This window comes from Pseudoalteromonas luteoviolacea NCIMB 1944, assembly GCF_001625565.1.
Lineage (GTDB): Bacteria > Pseudomonadota > Gammaproteobacteria > Enterobacterales > Alteromonadaceae > Pseudoalteromonas > Pseudoalteromonas luteoviolacea_F.
Map to the genome: position 1 here is coordinate 87,136 of NZ_AUXS01000040.1, position 16,714 is coordinate 103,849.

15 protein-coding genes are annotated in these 16,714 nt (G+C 41.9%); 5 read left to right on the forward strand and 10 right to left on the reverse strand.

Annotated elements, in window-relative coordinates; translation table 11 throughout:
- Positions 1–4: 4 nt before the first annotated feature.
- Positions 5–1,210, forward strand: a complete 1,206-nt coding sequence (locus N483_RS14925) for an ABC transporter permease (RefSeq protein WP_023398207.1) — start codon at positions 5–7, stop codon at positions 1,208–1,210.
- A 204-nt stretch (positions 1,211–1,414) separates the two neighbouring features.
- Positions 1,415–1,828, forward strand: coding sequence for an alternative ribosome rescue aminoacyl-tRNA hydrolase ArfB (gene arfB, locus N483_RS14930; RefSeq protein ID WP_023398206.1), 414 nt, complete (start codon positions 1,415–1,417; stop codon positions 1,826–1,828).
- Here the strand turns inward: arfB and N483_RS14935 are convergent.
- The 4 genes from N483_RS14935 to N483_RS14950 are packed head-to-tail and all read right to left on the reverse strand — an operon-like array spanning position 1,818 to position 5,147.
- On the reverse strand, positions 1,818–3,071 hold the full coding sequence (locus N483_RS14935; protein WP_023398205.1) for an ATP-binding protein: 1,254 nt from the start codon (positions 3,069–3,071) through the stop codon (positions 1,818–1,820). The genes arfB and N483_RS14935 overlap by 11 nt on opposite strands.
- A 6-nt stretch (positions 3,072–3,077) precedes the next feature.
- A complete protein-coding gene (locus tag N483_RS14940) occupies positions 3,078–3,767 on the reverse strand; it encodes a response regulator transcription factor (RefSeq protein ID WP_023398204.1) in 690 nt (229 codons plus the stop codon).
- A complete protein-coding gene (locus N483_RS14945) occupies positions 3,767–4,168 on the reverse strand; it encodes a DUF3019 domain-containing protein (RefSeq protein WP_023398203.1) in 402 nt (133 codons plus the stop codon). Before N483_RS14945 ends, N483_RS14940 begins: the two co-directional genes overlap by 1 nt.
- A complete protein-coding gene (locus tag N483_RS14950) occupies positions 4,158–5,147 on the reverse strand; it encodes a MipA/OmpV family protein (protein WP_063383355.1) in 990 nt (329 codons plus the stop codon). Before N483_RS14950 ends, N483_RS14945 begins: the two co-directional genes overlap by 11 nt.
- A gap of 155 nt (positions 5,148–5,302) precedes the next feature.
- Between N483_RS14950 and N483_RS14955 the strand changes: the two genes are divergently transcribed.
- The gene (locus tag N483_RS14955) at positions 5,303–7,474 is read left to right on the forward strand and encodes a beta-propeller domain-containing protein (RefSeq protein WP_023398369.1); all 2,172 of its coding nucleotides are present in this window, start codon (positions 5,303–5,305) and stop codon (positions 7,472–7,474) included.
- Between the two features lie 54 nt (positions 7,475–7,528).
- On the opposite strand, the gene N483_RS14960 is transcribed toward N483_RS14955, so the two are convergent.
- The 6 genes from N483_RS14960 to N483_RS14985 form a co-directional block, all read right to left on the reverse strand.
- Positions 7,529–8,074, reverse strand: coding sequence for a GNAT family N-acetyltransferase (locus tag N483_RS14960; protein WP_023398370.1), 546 nt, complete (start codon positions 8,072–8,074; stop codon positions 7,529–7,531).
- Between the two features lie 25 nt (positions 8,075–8,099).
- Entirely contained in the window at positions 8,100–8,834 is a 735-nt protein-coding gene (locus N483_RS14965; RefSeq protein WP_023398371.1) for a 5-oxoprolinase subunit PxpA, read from the reverse strand.
- 17 nt (positions 8,835–8,851) lie between these two features.
- On the reverse strand, positions 8,852–9,649 hold the full coding sequence (locus N483_RS14970; RefSeq protein WP_023398372.1) for a D-glutamate cyclase family protein: 798 nt from the start codon (positions 9,647–9,649) through the stop codon (positions 8,852–8,854).
- 64 nt (positions 9,650–9,713) lie between these two features.
- The gene (locus tag N483_RS14975; RefSeq protein WP_023398373.1) at positions 9,714–11,495 is read right to left on the reverse strand and encodes a glycoside hydrolase family 3 protein; all 1,782 of its coding nucleotides are present in this window, start codon (positions 11,493–11,495) and stop codon (positions 9,714–9,716) included.
- Between the two features lie 357 nt (positions 11,496–11,852).
- Positions 11,853–12,587: an MBL fold metallo-hydrolase gene (locus N483_RS14980; protein ID WP_023398374.1), complete on the reverse strand. Its 735-nt coding sequence runs from the start codon at positions 12,585–12,587 to the stop codon at positions 11,853–11,855.
- A complete protein-coding gene (locus N483_RS14985) occupies positions 12,584–13,201 on the reverse strand; it encodes a hypothetical protein (protein WP_023398375.1) in 618 nt (205 codons plus the stop codon). The genes N483_RS14980 and N483_RS14985 overlap by 4 nt, the downstream gene beginning before the upstream one ends.
- Positions 13,202–13,372: 171 nt before the next feature.
- Here N483_RS14985 and N483_RS14990 point away from each other — a divergent pair, with 171 nt between their 5' ends.
- Positions 13,373–15,661, forward strand: a complete 2,289-nt coding sequence (locus N483_RS14990) for a putative bifunctional diguanylate cyclase/phosphodiesterase (RefSeq protein ID WP_023398376.1) — start codon at positions 13,373–13,375, stop codon at positions 15,659–15,661.
- Between the two features lie 646 nt (positions 15,662–16,307).
- Complete coding sequence (locus tag N483_RS14995) at positions 16,308–16,517, forward strand: cold-shock protein (protein WP_023398377.1); 210 nt, start codon at positions 16,308–16,310, stop codon at positions 16,515–16,517.
- The last annotated feature ends 197 nt before the right edge of the window (positions 16,518–16,714 follow it).

The window sequence follows — 16,714 nt, forward strand, 5'->3', positions numbered from 1 at the left end:
AAAAATGAAGGACTTATTACCTATTATCAAGTCACTGAAAAGCAACTATACGGCTGCTTTACTTTTTATTCTACAAGTGGCGATTACCTTTACAATACTCGTGAATGCGATTTATCTAGCTTTTGACAAGCGAGAGTTTATCGCGCGAGCTTCGGGACTGGATGAACAAAATGTGTTTTATGTTGCCGCTAACTTGCCTGTAGAGGAAGCTGCGCAACCTGCATTATTAGATCAAGATCTTGCCAACATTCGTGCTTTTCCTGGTGTCGAGAATGCGTCAGTATCATCGGGGATCCCTTTGAGTGGCTGGGGTCGATTGGTTGAGGTAGCAGTAAACCCTGATACCAAATACGATACGTTTTCGGGTTACTATGGAGGTGATTTGAATCTGTTAAAAGCGTTTGGTTTAGAGCTGGTGGCGGGAAGTGAGTTTAGCCCCAGCGCAGAGTTGAGTGTGCGCACTGAAGGCTACAGAAATGCGATTGATATTATGGTGACTAAAGCGCTTGCCAGATCTCTGTTTTCGGAGCAGTGGGAGCAAATAGTTGGCAAGACTATTTACATCAATAACCTGCCTCAGCGCGTTGTTGGTGTGATAGACACACTACAAGCAGCCTGGCCTTCATGGGTTGTAGTTGAGCATGCTGTGTTGGCCCCAGTAAAAGAGGCTGATAGCATAGTTCACTATGTGGTTAAAACTGTGCCGGGCCAACAAGATGATATTTTGACGCAAACGTTAGCGTATCTGATGTCTTTACACGGCAGAAAAGTTGATAATTTTGAAACCTTTACGGAAGTTAAATCACGGGCATATAGCGCTGAAAATGCCGCCAGTAAGACCTTATTTGGTGTTATCACTGGTCTATTGATTGTCACTGCTCTGGGAATTTATGGGCAATCCAGATATAGCATTGTCAAGCGCACTAAACTAATCGGTATTAGGCGGGCAATGGGGGCTAGTCGAGGTCAGATTATCCGGTATTTTGTCTTGGAAAATGTAGTTCTATGTTTGGTAGGCATCTTAATTGGCGTCTGTGCAGCTATTGTATTAAACAATGTATTCAGCAATGCGTTTGAGCTTGGCACCATACCATTAAGCTACCTATTTTATGGCAGTATCTGCACCATCATTTTGGGACAAGTAGCTGTTTTATATCCAGCAATTAGAGCTGCTCAGTTGTCTCCTGCTATAGCCACACGCACTGTTTAAGTGTATCTGGGTATTTAATTTTTACTGAAACACAGATTAAATACCCTACATTTAGCACCTAAGTTTGCTACAAATAGTCCATTCGATCGTATTTGTTTTGCTATAATACCGCCGTAACAATAACAAGCTGTGGTTATTTATGGTTATGTAAGCCGCAATTTGTCACGTTTATAAATAGGTATCAAATAAGGTTAGTTGATTGAGATGTTACGACTATCAAACAATGTGGAGCTATCTTCTTGGGAAATTGAGCTAACGGCTATTCGTGCGCAGGGTGCTGGGGGTCAAAATGTTAATAAAGTTTCCTCTGCAATACACTTGCGGTTTGATATAAAGCGCTCAACCTTACCCGATTTTTACAAAGAGCGTTTGTTGGCATTAAAAGATAGCCGGATAAATAAAGATGGTACAATTGTGATAAAGGCACAGACTTTTCGCACTCAAGAGCAGAACAAAGAGGATGCACTCAATCGGCTTAAACAATTAATTTTAGACGCAATCAAAGTAGAAAAGACGCGCCGACAAACTAAACCGACTAAAAGTTCTCAAAAGCGCCGTTTAGATACCAAAAATAAAAGAGCACAAACAAAGGTGCTAAGACGCTCGGTTAAGTTTTAAGTTTCAGTATAGTCGGCAATGAGACACTAAACGCGGCACCGCCAAACTGTGAATCTTCGATCCAACACTTGCCATTATGCCAGCCAAGGATTTTAGCGACAATTGCCAGACCTAGTCCAAAGCCACCTGTTTCTTTGCTGCGACTGGTATCAAGTCGTGTAAAAGGACTAAATACGTTATCGCGTTTGTCTATTGGTATGCCTGGTCCGTCGTCACATATTGATAAAATCACTTCTCCTTGGTGCAAAGACCTTAACTCAATAAATATTTGCTTATCGCCATATTTTTCTGCATTTTGCAGCAAGTTTTGTAATACGCGAGCGAGGTAGTGGTCATTACCATTGACAATGATATTTGGCTCAACAGCTTGGGTGATCTTTTTACTGGACGTTGCGGCAGATTTATTAATTTGCTCCTGTACAAGTTCACTCAAATTGACGTGCTCTTTGGTCATTTCACGTTCTGAAAATTCCAATCTGGCATAACTGAGCATTTCATCAATCAATAGCTCCATTTCAACGACATCTTGATTCATTGCATGTACTTGCTGAGGATCTTTGGGTGCAAGCATAGCGAGTGCAAACTTTAGCCTCGCAAGGGGAGTTCTTAGTTCATGCGATACAGCATTCACTAACTGTTTTTGATTTTGCATCAGGCTTGCCGTTTGCAGTGCTAATTTTTGTATATGCTGAGTTAGTGTAGAAATGGCAGAAAATCGCGAAGGCTTTGTCGCGATATCGAGTTTACCCGTCGCCAATTGTTCTGTGATCACTTTTAGTTGCTCAAGATCTCGCCAAAGCGGTCGCAACCAAAGGATTAATAGCAAGCCCAAAACAGAGAAAGAGATTAATCTAAAGCCATATTTGGTGAAAAAAGAAGCGCGATTAGGAGCGAAAGGACCGAGTTGTACGATACTCTCATCGTCGGACAGCAGCATGGATAATTGATAGTTATCATTGCTGTCAAATGAGATCACGACCTCATCGTTTTCAAGTGCCTTGCGCTGCTCTGGAAACCAAGCTACATCATTGATGTTGATGATATTTAGGGTTTCCTTCTGGTCGTAATGTTCAACGCCTACTGAGTTTAAAACATCTCTTAGATTAATCGCGACCTGTGTTGCATAGCTCAACTCACTTGGGGCTTGGTTGCCCCAATTTCGCCATATGTATTCACTGCTTTGGTTTATGACAATGATACTGACAAAAATAAAGAAATAGAGACTCGCTAATAGGCGGACCATATCGCCTTAATCCCACGCAGATTTAGAGCATAGGTATCCCTTACCCCACACAGTCACAAGCCTAAATGGTTGGTCTGGGTTATCACCAAGCTTTTTACGTAATCGAGAAATGCGCACATCGACACTGCGATCTAAACCATCGTATTCTCTACCTACAACTTGGTTGTAAATATGCTCGCGACTCAGTGTCTGTCCTGCATTGTTAGCAAGCTCCCAAAGCAAGTCAAATTCGTAGCTGGTTAGCTCCACTTCTTGGCCTGACAAATAAGCTTTTCGAGCAGCCTTGTCTACCTCGAGTTGGCCAAGTTTAATATTGTCAGAGCCCTCGTCTTGTTTTCCGCCACGTCTTAATAGGGCGTTTACTCTGGCTAGTAACACATAGGGTTCAACAGGTTTTATCACATAGTCATCTGCGCCAATTTCCAACCCTCTAACATGGTCGAAATCACTGTCCTTTGCCGTTAAAAATAACACGGGTCCAGAGTAACCGTGGCGTATTTCTCGACAAATGGAAAAGCCATCCATGTTGGGAAGCATGATATCTAAAATAACAATATCAGGTTGTTGCTGTATAATTGCGTCAACAGCTTTTGCACCATCATTCACCAAAGTCACTGAAAAGTTATTACTTTCAAGAAATTGCCCAGTCAGTGTTGCGAGTCTTTCATCGTCTTCAACAAGGATTACCTTAGCCATTAAAAAAAGCTCCAGTCAGATTTTAATTTTCGTCTATATTTTCGACTTGCCGCCGCATTGATTTTTACTTTTTGCTCAGCCAAAACATGCATGTTTTCATTTCTGAGTGAAAATGACATGTCTTCAGATATGGCGATACTGATGTTTGTTCTTGCTTTACGCTGGTTTTTCCAGCATTGCAATGGTGCATTATCTTTGTATAAACAAACATCTTGCGCACTGGGTATTGTCCAATCAACAGCGATTGTCATCTCACAGACTTGGCCTATGGACTTTACCATACACACCACAGGTTTAATCTTAAGAGTTGCTTTATTAGACTGCTGAGCATGGCCTTTGACACTGATCACAATCAGTAACAAAGAAGACATAAATAAAGCACATGACCATTTAAAATTCATACAGCCCTCCGATAAAGATATTGGAGGTATAATCACGCTCAATAAGTGGGCTGTTCTTGATGCCAGAGCCCAGCCAAGTGTGCCTTGCACTGAATTTTAATTGCCAATCTGAGTTTAGCTTATAATTGAAAGCCACAGCTAAAAACGGGTTTACTGTCGCCTTTCCCTCGTAGAGGAAGTGCTCAGACTGAGTGTCTTGTTGACTGATGCCATAGTAATAATCAACAAGGCTTTTATCTTTGTATTCTGCGCCGACTTTAACTCTCAGACGAGATGGATTTTGCGTATTTGTCGGAACAACAAAACTGTAATCTATACTGCCATGGTGGCCTTGGTACGTATTGGTAACATCATGGAGCCATGAAAAAGTGATCTTTGCATCATTTTTGAAGTACCAGTGAGCAAGTATCCCGGAGTCTATTGCCCAGTCACGCTTTGCTATTTTATCGATAGTAATGGATTTAGGAGTGGGCTCCTTGTCCTCTTTATCATCGCTATCTCCGCCACTGTCTCCGCCATTTTCGCTTCCATTGTCGGTCCCGATGCCTGGTTCATCAGAGTTATTGGGATCTGTTGTCGGGTTACCAGGTGAAGGTGTGACCGGAGGGGCATTTGACTCAGCTGTAAAAGTATTTTTTACTAGGATATTACTTGGGTGAAAGCGCTCAAAATAGGCCTGCTCCGTATTGAGCTGTGCAATTAGACTGACATCGAACTTCTCTTGCTCAGTAAAAGTGAACCCCAAGGTAGTATTGTCGAAAAAAAACTTGTCGCCGTAATAGTTAATGTAGGGCAGTATGACAAGTGGGATGTTGTCCCCACCACGCACTGGGTTTGTCGCAATCCCGCCGCCAACTGCAACAGAAAACTCCCAGCGTCCAATTTCGGCGCATTGTTCGTCATTTTCATTGCAGTTTGCAACACTGTAAGTACTAAATAAGTAAAAACAGATAGATAGCAAAATAGAAAACTGTTTCAATCAATTTACTCCTGTAAAACCTAGGGCTAAATTTACCAGCAATTTTAGTAATTACCAGAACTGGTTACATTAAATAACAAATAGATCGAGCGAAATAACAGAAGAATGGTGTCACTGTATTAAAGTAAAGTTACTTTTAATCAAGGAGCACAACTATGTTTTACTCTAGATTTACTCTTTCACTGGCAAAAGCGGGCGTTGCGATAGCTGTTTTGCCTGTTTTGGTTGCATGTGGCGGAGGTAGTGATAGTAATAGTGATAACAAGGTAGATCAGGGAGAGACCAAATTACCGACAAGTGTACCAGAATTAACTTGGTTGGGTGAGTCATCAGCAAAGCTGAAAAAAGCGTCATCGAGTGAGTTTAGCTCACTATTGAAAAACGGTGTCTATTTGAATAGCCGACCAAGTGATAAAAATGATTCTAGCCTTGAAACTCCTGTCAATGCATCGCCAGTCTCTGAGGGAGAGTCAAGTAATCAGTTTTCATCTACGAATGTTGTTGAATCGGGTGTAGATGAAGGGGACCGTATCGAATACGACGGCAACTATTTGTATATTGCTGCCCATTCTGGGCAAGATTTGTCTCAAAACGCAGTATTTAAGCAATATGTCCGTGTAATGAAACGCACTGAACAAGGCATTGAAGAAGTTGAAAGAATAGAGGCATCTGAGAATTTATATAGCCAGCAAGAGCTCTACTTAAACGACGGGCGACTGGCTTCTGTATTTAAATATCCAGTGCTGACTTTGGATTCCTCCCCTGCGTCGGGCAGCACAGCTTCTGATACGTCAGTGGTAGCGAACACCTTTCTCAATACATTTGAATTAAGTTTTGCGGACGTAACCACGCCTGAACAGTCCCAAGTACTTAAGCAGTATCGTGTTGACGGCAACATTCTAGATAGCAGGGTGATCAATAACGAGTTGTATGTAATTAGTGAATTTGATGCCAATTACAGTACGGAGCTAAGTGATGATTTGGCGGTTTATCAAGCATTATATCAGCTCAACGTATCTGAATTATTGCCCAAGATCACAGACCTAAAAACAGGTGCGGTATCGCCTTTATTTGACCCTAGTTCGTGTTATATTCCAGAAGATACCGTGGTGACAGACAGTGCCAATACCATCACTACAATCACTAAAATTTCGCTGCAAGATCCATCTAGCGTTCAATCGACCTGTATCAATGTACCAACAGATGGTGTGTATGCATCTCAGCAAAGTATTTATTTACATAAACGTTTTTGGCCGAGTGATGCTGTAAGTTTTGATGACTTGTCTCAAACAGCGCTACATAAGTTTTCGATAGTAGATGGCAATATCACTTATAGTGCATCAGGGGCAGTTGCAGGATCGCTAGGTTTTGGCAGTAACTTTGGTGGCATGATTGAACCTGCAATTGTTCAAAACGTGAGTGATGCTGCCTTTAGACTTAGTGAGTTTGAAGACAAGCTTCGTTTGGTCACAACTCGCTTTAGTGAAACAAAAGGTATGATCCATCAGCTATTTGTGTTGGAGCAACAGGGCGCTAACCTAGAGATAATTTCCAATTTGCCCAATGAAAGCCAGCCAACCCCGATAGGTAAAGTTGAAGAAAATGGCATGGTTGAAGAAAATATCTATGCGGTAAGATTTATGGGTGAAAGAGCATATGTGGTGACGTTTAGGCGCATTGACCCGCTGTATGTTATTGACTTATCGAAGCCGGCTGAGCCAGTGATAGCGGGTGCTCTGGAAATACCTGGGTATTCTGCATATCTTCACCCTGTATCAGACAATTTATTAATTGGTGTTGGTCAAAATGTAGGAGACTTCGCATTTCTATCAGAGCCTGCGGTTATCGACAGCGACAATGACGATACATCAAATACGGTATTCCCTGAAATCGGTGCAAAAGTTAGTTTGTTTGATGTAAGCAACATGACGTCACCAACCTTGATTAAAGAGCATGTATTTGCAGGCGGTTATACGCCAGTTGAATTTGATCATCACGCATTTAGCTGGGTGAAGGTGAGCGACCAAGAGTTTCGCATGACATTACCTGTAGAATCTTGGGAAGCCACTATTTTAGCCGATAACTCAAGTGTTTGGGATAACATCAATGAATTGGCTGCATTTGAAGTGAATACCGAAAACTCCGGATCTTTGACCTATCTTGGTAGCAGTATTGCAACTTATGATGATCCGACAAACAGCGTTCCTTATGTGCGAGCGTCGGACGACAGAGGCGTTATCCATGGAGATACGATCTACTATATCCATGGTAACTTCGTCTGGTCTAGTTTATGGCAGTCTCCTGACATAAATGCGGGCCCGTTTTAACTCGCACATATCAAGCCTCTGAGCGAAATCTCTGAGGGACCAAGCGCCACCCAATTACGCAGGGTGGCGCTTTTTTGCAGCCGGTTTGTGTAAGACAAGTTCAATATCATCCAACAAGTTACCACCAATCATATAGTTTCTCTCAATGACTTGGTGTACTTTAAATCCCAGCTTATACAGTAATTGCTCTGATGCGGCATTTCCTTTTGTCACTGTAGCCATGAGCGTGTCATAGTTGTGTACTTTAAATGCGTTTTCAATAACAGCCATTGACGCCTCATAGGCATACCCTTGCCCCTGATGATTGGGGCAAAGCATAAAACCAAGTTCAGCAATAGCAGGGGGGTCAGAAATCGTTTTAAACCCATGTAAACCAATGGGTTCTCCCGTATCTTGTCGCTCAATAACTAGTGTGAGCCAAGCGTTTGTATTTTTGTGCCATGGGCTACAACGGAGATCGAAATTGGCTTTAATCTCGTTTAACTGTTGAATATCTGCGACAAATTTCATGACTTCAGGGTTTTGGTTTAATGCTTGGAAAAGCGGCCAATCTTGTTGGCTCAAAGGTCTTAGCCTTAGGCGCGAAGTTAACAACTCCATATTTGTCCTTAATTGTTTGAATTATCTAGGTGCGGGCACTGAGAATGTTTTTAATTTTTTGAATTTGATTGATCGCATGCAGATTGTCGCCATGAACACAAAGTGTATCAGCGGGTAAGAATAGTGTTTTCCCTGTGGCTGTTAAAACAGACTGTTTTGAAGCAAGTAGGGCAACTTGCTCCAGCAATTTTTCTTCATTGTGCACGGCATTGGGCTGTGTTCTGGGTGTAAGCAATCCATCATCGGTATAAAGCCTATCCGCAAAGGCTTCAAGCAGAAGATCCACTTTATACTGGTTTGCTAAGTTTTGGTGCTGCTCTGCCTGTGCTGTGGCGAGTAGCATTAACTTGAGATTTGAAGGATAAAGGCTTAGCGCTTCGAGCAATGTTTCTAATATAGATGTATCGCGCATCATGTCGTTATAGAGGGCACCATGTGGTTTGACATAGGTAAGCTGCATGCCAGCTATATTGGCCATGCCTTCAAGTGCGGCAACTTGATAGTGAATGCAATGGATCAGGTCTTGTTTTGCCATATTCAATGAGCGCCGACCAAATCCTTGTAAGTCTGGGTAACTTGGGTGTGCACCAATACTAACTGAGTGCTCCTTAGCAAGTGTCAAAGTTTGCGCCATAACGCTTGGGTCGCCTGCATGAAAGCCACATGCAATATTTGCCATATCAATATGGGGCATGACATCGACATCAAGCCCCATTTTCCAAGCACCAAAACTTTCGCCCAAATCGCAGTTTAATAACATGCCAACCTACTTTCTAATTATTGTATTAACAGATCCATATCCGGCCTATCAGTGACCAACATATGTTGTGGACTATTGATAATACACAATTCTGGCGCTGCGCGGGTAATTGCGAGATGAGCGGTTAAACTGGTTGTCCAAAATACAGGCTGTTTGTGTTCAGGGATAAAGATGGGGTCACCAAAATTGGGTTTGCTGAGATTGTTGATACCGATGTCGGCGGGGTTGCCAAAGTGGACAGGGATCCCATGTGGTACGCGACTGATGCTGCCTGCTTGAATTGCCCGAATAATCTCTTTGGTGTCCATTGGTCTTAAGCAAACGACTTTGTTACTTTTAAAAGGGCCAACGGGCTGGCTTGGAATATCACTGATGTACATGGGTAAAGTATGTGCGGGGCTCGAAGTTGAGGTATCAAAGCCAAATGTATTGAGAACGTAATCAAATGCAACATAACTTGCAAGCGCGAATGTCACAAAGTCTGTTCGCCAAATTTTTGTGATATTGGTGACTTCATCAACCAACTGACCGTCTTTTAGCACGCGATATTTTGGCACATCGCTGCGTATATCAATATTACTGCCTAGCGGATCTAAGCGAAAATCCCCTTCATTGATACTGGTTGCAAGTAACGGACAGCAATCATGGTTGTTCTGACAGTACTTTTGAAAATCAAAAGCATATGCTTTAGGTAAAATCACAATATTACATTGTGTGAAGCCGGGCACAAACCCATTTGTTGGACCTGAGTAGTCTCCGGCTCTGATCATTTCACGAATCGCGTTAGGTGCCGTTAAGGACGCCTTTGGATCCATATTGCCCTCACTAAATTGTAGAAGTCTCTATATTTACGCGGGGCTTGTACTTGGACATTGCCTATCACTCAAGGTTAATGCTCACTGGCAATTGCCCAAGCGCTTTAGCTTTACCGACAATCACTTTTGCAAGTGCAGTATAGGCAGGCCCGCGCACATCATTTTCTGTTGCTACATCCACATTATAGGCATAGCTTGCTAAAATCGCCTGATTGTATAGTGCATATTTTGCAATTTCGTACGGTGCACGCAAACTTATAAATATACTCGCTTTTTGGTGAGAGTGAGCATATTGCATGAGCTCTAATAGTGCCTTGGGTTGCTGCTGCTTTGATACTTCATATTCGGTAAGTTCAACAAGGTCATCCATCCCTCCAATTTCGGCAGCGCTTTGCTGTGGTGAAGCATGCGCACTGATCACCCAGTCGGCTGCTAAAATCGCATTTTTTGCTCGTTCAGGCTTGAATGCTTGTAAGCTGGTAAGGCTGATCTTGATATCTTTGTCGACTTCACTGAGTAAAGCTTGTTTTAGGGCTGTGGCTTTTTGCCTATCAGGCATTATTAAATGAATATGTGCACCGTCTTTGATGTTCAAAGGTAACAATGCCTTATTTTTAACCTCAGTGATGGCGGCCAACGCTAAATCTGCTTCTATTTTTCGGTGTTGTGGGTTGCCAAGGGTCGCCTTTGCGATGGCTGGACTGGGTGTCAAATTATGATTGATGAATGACGCTTTTAATTTGTCTATGCGTGCTTTGGATAGCAATAGTTCTTGTTGGTCCAGTTGACCTGACTGTGCAGCTTCATGCAGTGCACTGAAAAAAGATTGAAATGCTTTGATGTCTTCAGGTGTGCGTACTTGGATTGGCATCAAGGCAATGTCAACCCCAGCTTTGAACGTTTCGATTACAGCGTCTAGCGGTGAGAAAAAATCACTGATCCCTGCCATATCAAGTGCATCGGTGATGGTGACACCTTGATAATTCATTTTCCCTCTGAGCAGATCATGCATAATTGCCCTAGACATGGTTGCTGGACGGAGCATTTTTTCCCCCTGCTTATTTGTCACAGTACTGCTATCAAGGGCTGGGTATTGGATGTGGGCAGTCATGATCATGCCCGGCTGCTGTCGCCTAATAATATGTTCGAAGGGATACAAATCTTGTTGTTTTATCTGTGCAAGAGTATGTGCAACCTTTGGCAATCCGGTGTGACTGTCGACGTGAGTATCACCGTGGCCAGGGAAGTGTTTTAGCGCAGAAATGACGCCGTGCTGTTCAAATGCTTTAACCTGTGCAGCGCCTAATATCGCGACTTCTCCTGGATTCTCGCCAAATGAGCGCACATTGATGACGGGATTCAATGGGTTGGCGTTGACATCTACGGTCGGGGCAAAGTTTACATTGATCCCAAGGCTACTCAGTTCTTTGGCAATAGTTGTAGCGACACTCGTCGCATATTTCTCACCATGTGTTTTATAGGTGGCGCCAATACTCATATTGCCAGTAAAAGAAGTGGCTTCAGCTCGATTAATTCGGGCTACGCGACCCCCTTCTTGATCGATAGAAATGAATAAGGGCGTGTCACTTGCTCGTTGTAAATCTTTGGTCAGAGACACTATTTGTTCGGTTTGTTGTACGTTTTCGGCAAACAAAATCACGCCACCGATGTGGTACTGTTTGAGTAATGACGCTAATTCGGGCGGCAATTTTGTCATTGGTTGGCGACAGTGTGTTGGTGCGGTGTTTTGGCAAAAATAACGTAAGTCCAGCATGAGCTTTTGTCCAATTACTTCGCGAAAGTCTATTTGGGTGTCGCTGGCACTGACTGCTGTACTGATTGTCATAATACTAATTAAACCTAGTTGTTTGAGAAAGTTGAGTATACGCACGGCATCAAATTATAAATTTTTTGCCTACTTTACCATGCAAACATATTCGTTGAGAGTTTTACTCGCTAAATTTCACGTGCTTTTACTCAATTAGTGCGGGGTCAGAACAGGTGTTCTTCAGATTGGAATAAACTACTTCAGCGAGCCTAATAGGAGAGAACGAAGCCTTCAAATTGACATATATTGATTTTTACAACTCTAGTTTAAGGTTCGCGCAATAACAGCTTACCCACATGTGCGCTCACTGCTGTTGAGCGCAGCCTCCAGTATACGTTGGGTCATGTAAAGAAGTGCTAAGAATGTCAGTTTGGGTTATTTTGCAGCACTACCAACATCCAGCTTGTCGAACCATTCCAAAAACTCTTGCACTTGTTCCCCTTGATACAGCTTACCGTGATTTGGTGCGAGGATATTAATATCTAACTCTTTGACTCGTGCAATCCAGTTTGATTTGGCTTGGTTGGAAGGCATCCAGCGTTTATGGAACTGCTCTATTTCTTTGATGTGCTTTGAGAAATCTTCTACATATTTGGCATCATTTTGTGCTTTGATTGCTGCGCCAACATTGGCACTCATAAGGATTTTTGCAGCTGGGTCGTAAAGTTGAAAGTTGCCTGCTGAGTGTAAATAGTGGGCGGGAAGCAATCGCAAACGCACACCGCCTAGTTGAATTTCACCGCCTTCATCATTTATTCCTTCGAAGTGCAGGTTGTCGAGATCAAAATGTTCTATGAATCGATCCCACAGTGCCGGCGCATATAATGTCGCGTTAGAAATTGCCTTATCCCATAGGCTGAGCGTGGCAATGATATCGGGATCTTGGTGAGAGGCAAACAAGGTCGTTAATTTGTCGAGTTCAGTATGTTGTAAAATAGCCGCTAACATCGGAGAAAAAAGCTCTATTCCGCCAGGGTCCATAAGCATGGATTCGTGTTGAGTGTGAACAAAGTACTGATTGACACATCCCTGAGTGTTTATTGCTGAACCATTGCACTCAAGCATCATCCAGCTGTGTGTTTTGGCTTTGTATAATTCCGCTAGTTTCACCTTAGTACTCCCCGTAGTGTATGGATTTCACTTAAGTTATAGACAACCGCTGTTTTAATCGTCTTGGCAGCGCTGGCGATAAAGTCAGATACAGATTGCAAACTGTCGCTAAAATCCCCGGCATTAGTCGCTTCAACACGGCTGGTGACGGCAATGTACTCTGCACTTTGCATTTGTTTTTGAATGTCTTCGAAGTGGTTCTCAAGCTCGCTCAGTGCATGAGATAATTGCGATGCAGCGCGTCGCTGTGATTTCAACGCCTGTTGGTACATGGCCTCTACCTGGCTTGATTTCACCTGCGATTTTAGAATGGTCATTTGATGATAGTATTGACTACTACGAACCAACTTAAGTGCCTTATTAAATAGCTGATTAGATAGGTCTGCTATTTTAGTTGTCGAGTTAATGGTCTGCTCCGAAAACTCATCGATAAAGTTGGTGATGGGTTTAAATCCAAGCGCAGCATCACCCGCTCTTAATGCAACTACTCGTGCATTTTTTGCGGTTAATGAAAGATTTTTGGCTTGCGTTAATATGGATTCTAAATTGGCGATTATTTGTGCCACCCGAACAAAGTTTTCAACAACTTTTGTGTCGTCGCTTAAGGTCATCATAGGCTGTTTCCGATATTCTCACCCCTATTAGATTTAGGACAAAAGCCAATTAAATTCCAGAAATATAAATAATCTATTTGTTGACTCTTACTGTAAAAGTTGCACAACAGTGTCTACGCTTAGTGAATATTGCAAATTCATTTCTAACTTAGTGATTTCGCGCGAACGTATATGAATCGACTCACTCAAAAACTTTTACTTAGCTTTTTTTTTCTCCTAGTCGGTTTGTCATTTGGTATCCAAATTAGTCAATTTGTTGAAAATTGGTTATTCACCGAAGCTGGGCACTATGGCAATGAGTCATTGATTGAGCTATTTAATTATTTTTCTCTTGCGATAACTGGCTTTGTAATGGCTGTGGTGTTGGGGGCTGGTGTAATTTACTTGGCACGTAAAAAGCAACAGGAAATTGGTTTTGGAGAGCATGGTGAACTCTATTATGAAGTATTTAGAGAATCTTTAAATGCTCAGTTTTTAGTGTGTGAAAATGGCACTTTGTACGCGGTAAGCCAAGGCTTTTGTGGTCAACTTGAAGTACAAGAGGAAGATCTTACTGCCGTTGGTTTAAAAGGCTTAATTGATGAGCGAAGCTTTGAGCGTTTTATGTTGTGGCAAAGTGAGGGGGAAGATTTTGAACAGCTTTCTTTTAAATTGAGCAATTTTGAAGGCAAGCAAAAAGAATTGGTAGTAAGTCTCAATCACACCCATTTAGCAGGTGTTTATTTGGGTCAGCTAGTGGATGTCGATAAACAAAGCGAGTTGCAAAAGCAGCATGAATTATTGGCAATTACACTAAGTTCAGTGGGCGATGGTGTGATTTGCACAGATATCAATAATCGCATTACTTTTATGAATCCTGTGGCGGAAGCTGTACTGGCACTGTTAACTGATGAGGTAAAAGGGCAGGATTTTGAAGAAGTGGTGCCATTGTATCAAGAAGACAGCAAAGAACCAATTGATGATCCAATGCGCCAATCAATGACGGAGTTACAAACGGTCTGTTTAAATGAACTAATCTGCTTTCGTAATCACCTGGGGCTAGACTTTGCTATCGAGGTGTGTTGCTCACCTATCTTTTTACGTGGCGATAAAATAGCAGGTGCCGTACTGGTATTTCAGGATGTGACTGAGTCCCGTTTACTGAGGAAAAAGATGAACCATTTGGCGCACCACGATGCGCTAACCGGTTTACCAAACCGGTTATTGTTGCAAGATAGGCTGGTGCAGTCGTGTAAACGGGCAAAGCGGCATAAGCACCAATTTGCGCTCATATTCTTAGACTTAAATAAGTTTAAAGCGATAAATGATTCGTTAGGACACGATAATGGTGACGAATTATTGAAGCAAGTAGCTAAACGGTTAACTGCCAGTATTAGAGCTTGTGATACCGTATCTCGTATTGGTGGAGACGAGTTTGTTCTGCTTATCGATAGCATGGAAGATAGGCGACACGTTCGTCTTGTTGTAGACAAAGTATTTCAGGCATCTGGTGGTCATTATGAACTGAGAGCGACCCAAGTCAATGTTTCATTTAGTGCTGGAGTTGCATTGTACCCAGATGATGGTGAGAACGCAGACTCCCTGATGAAAAGCGCAGATACCGCCATGTATAGGGCAAAAAAAGTGGGGCATTCAAACTATCAATTTTATTGTCCTGAATTAGATAAAGAGGCAGAACTTTATCTTGAAAAAGAAACTGCGATGATAAAAGCATTGCATCAAAAAGCTTTCTTAGCGCACTTTCAGCCAATATTAAATGCGCAGACTTTAGTGATTGAAAAGCTGGAAGTGCTGGCTCGCTGGCAGTGTGGTGATGAGTTGATAGTTGCTGAGCAGTTCGTAGACGTAGCAGAAAGTGCTGGAATAAACGGCCATTTAAGCATGTATGTTTTCGAGTTGGCCATCCCTCAATTTGTGATCTGGTTAGAGCGTTACCCTGATCTGCAGCTGTGTTTAAATCTATCGATAAAACACTTGTTAAATGGCATGTTTAGTGAGCAATTAATGGCCCTGCTGGATAAGCATCAGCTAAAACCACAGCAGTTCGAGTTAGAAATTGCAGAGCAACCATTGCTAGAACGAGCTGATGAACTGAAGGCAACGCTTGACTCGTTGCGTCAGCAGGGGTTTCACCTAGCCATTGATGATTTTGGTGTAGGGCATACAAACCCAAGTTTGCTTAGGGAGCTACACTTTGACTCGATTAAAATAGATCCAAGCTTCATTAATGAGATTGGAGGTGCAGAGCACCAAGATGATCTTGCGATGGTGATGATAAATATTGCAAAGAGCCTTGGTGTAAATTGTATAGCGGAGGGTGTCGAATGCGAAATGCAAGCCAAAGCTTTGGCGGCTAATGGCTGTGATCAATTACAAGGGCATTTTTTTTCTAAGCCAGTGCCAAGTTCGGAAGTGGACCTACTATTGGAAAAAAGTTTTAAACAGTCAGGAGAACCATAATTCTTTTTGCTCAATACTTCAGGTATCTCTACAAAGTTGAAAAACTCTTTGTAATGAGAAAGGGAAAATGGCAGTAACGAGCGAATGCAATTATAGAAAAAGAAGTAGGAATCTTTCTGTTGCAATATGTGCAATTTTTAAACCGGAAAAGTACGCATTTGTAAGCTCGCTTTATGCTTTATTTCATAGATTATTAGGCGCATTTATTAAGTTAGTAATATTGCTCTAGGTACGCTCTTAATGTTGTTTTTTGTGCGTAAAAATCAATAATTATTGTTTGGTATAGATATGGGTAAAAGCCGTGTTTTTACAAGGCCTATAGCGCTGTCTTTAATTGTTCACAATGCTTATGAGATTATGTCATTAAGCATTCATAAATATGTTTAAAAATTAGTTGACTTAGAGGGGCATCCCTATAAGATGAACATAGACAGAATTTCGGTCAGTGTTTATAAATCTCCATTACGTTGTTGTATAAGTGTTAGCTTGTAGTAGTACCGTCCTGAAGTTTTATCACCGGCAAAATTTAGGTCTATGCGCCCACAAGGGCATAGGTTTGCCAGTTTATAAAAATGGATTCTCTTTAAGCAGTGTAGAATTTGCTTTTAAGGATTGGCATTTATATTTTTTATCAGGATTTATTATTATGTCTAATACTTTAACAGGTACAGTAAAGTGGTTTAACGAGTCAAAAGGCTTTGGTTTTATCGCTCAGGAAAATGGCCCAGATGTATTTGCACACTTCAGTGCAATCAAAGGCGATGGTTTCCGTACTCTAGCTGAAGGCGAGCGTGTAGAATTTAAACTTACTACAGGCCAAAAAGGTCCTCAAGCTGAGGAAATCGTTAAGCTGTAACTGTCACAGTTTTAACAAGTAAAAAAGGCAAGCTTAGCTTGCCTTTTTTATTGCCCGTATCCCGTCCTAAACAAAGTTGACACTTTTTAAATATTTACAAAAAACTATCTTTTCTACATCTACATCTACATCTACATCTACATCTACATCTACATCTACATCTACATCTACATCTACATCTACATCTACATCTACAT

Bases quoted from the DNA above. Each gene is read 5' to 3' on its own strand.
- N483_RS14925 (WP_023398207.1), top strand. From the start codon at position 5: ATGAAGGACTTATTACCTATTATCAAGTCACTGAAAAGCAACTATACG.
- arfB (WP_023398206.1), top strand. From the start codon at position 1,415: ATGTTACGACTATCAAACAATGTGGAGCTATCTTCTTGGGAAATTGAG.
- N483_RS14935 (WP_023398205.1), bottom strand. From the start codon at position 3,071: ATGGTCCGCCTATTAGCGAGTCTCTATTTCTTTATTTTTGTCAGTATC.
- N483_RS14940 (WP_023398204.1), bottom strand. From the start codon at position 3,767: ATGGCTAAGGTAATCCTTGTTGAAGACGATGAAAGACTCGCAACACTG.
- N483_RS14945 (WP_023398203.1), bottom strand. From the start codon at position 4,168: ATGAATTTTAAATGGTCATGTGCTTTATTTATGTCTTCTTTGTTACTG.
- N483_RS14955 (WP_023398369.1), top strand. From the start codon at position 5,303: ATGTTTTACTCTAGATTTACTCTTTCACTGGCAAAAGCGGGCGTTGCG.
- N483_RS14960 (WP_023398370.1), bottom strand. From the start codon at position 8,074: ATGGAGTTGTTAACTTCGCGCCTAAGGCTAAGACCTTTGAGCCAACAA.
- N483_RS14965 (WP_023398371.1), bottom strand. From the start codon at position 8,834: ATGTTATTAAACTGCGATTTGGGCGAAAGTTTTGGTGCTTGGAAAATG.
- N483_RS14970 (WP_023398372.1), bottom strand. From the start codon at position 9,649: ATGGATCCAAAGGCGTCCTTAACGGCACCTAACGCGATTCGTGAAATG.
- N483_RS14975 (WP_023398373.1), bottom strand. From the start codon at position 11,495: ATGACAATCAGTACAGCAGTCAGTGCCAGCGACACCCAAATAGACTTT.
- N483_RS14985 (WP_023398375.1), bottom strand. From the start codon at position 13,201: ATGATGACCTTAAGCGACGACACAAAAGTTGTTGAAAACTTTGTTCGG.
- N483_RS14990 (WP_023398376.1), top strand. From the start codon at position 13,373: ATGAATCGACTCACTCAAAAACTTTTACTTAGCTTTTTTTTTCTCCTA.
- N483_RS14995 (WP_023398377.1), top strand. From the start codon at position 16,308: ATGTCTAATACTTTAACAGGTACAGTAAAGTGGTTTAACGAGTCAAAA.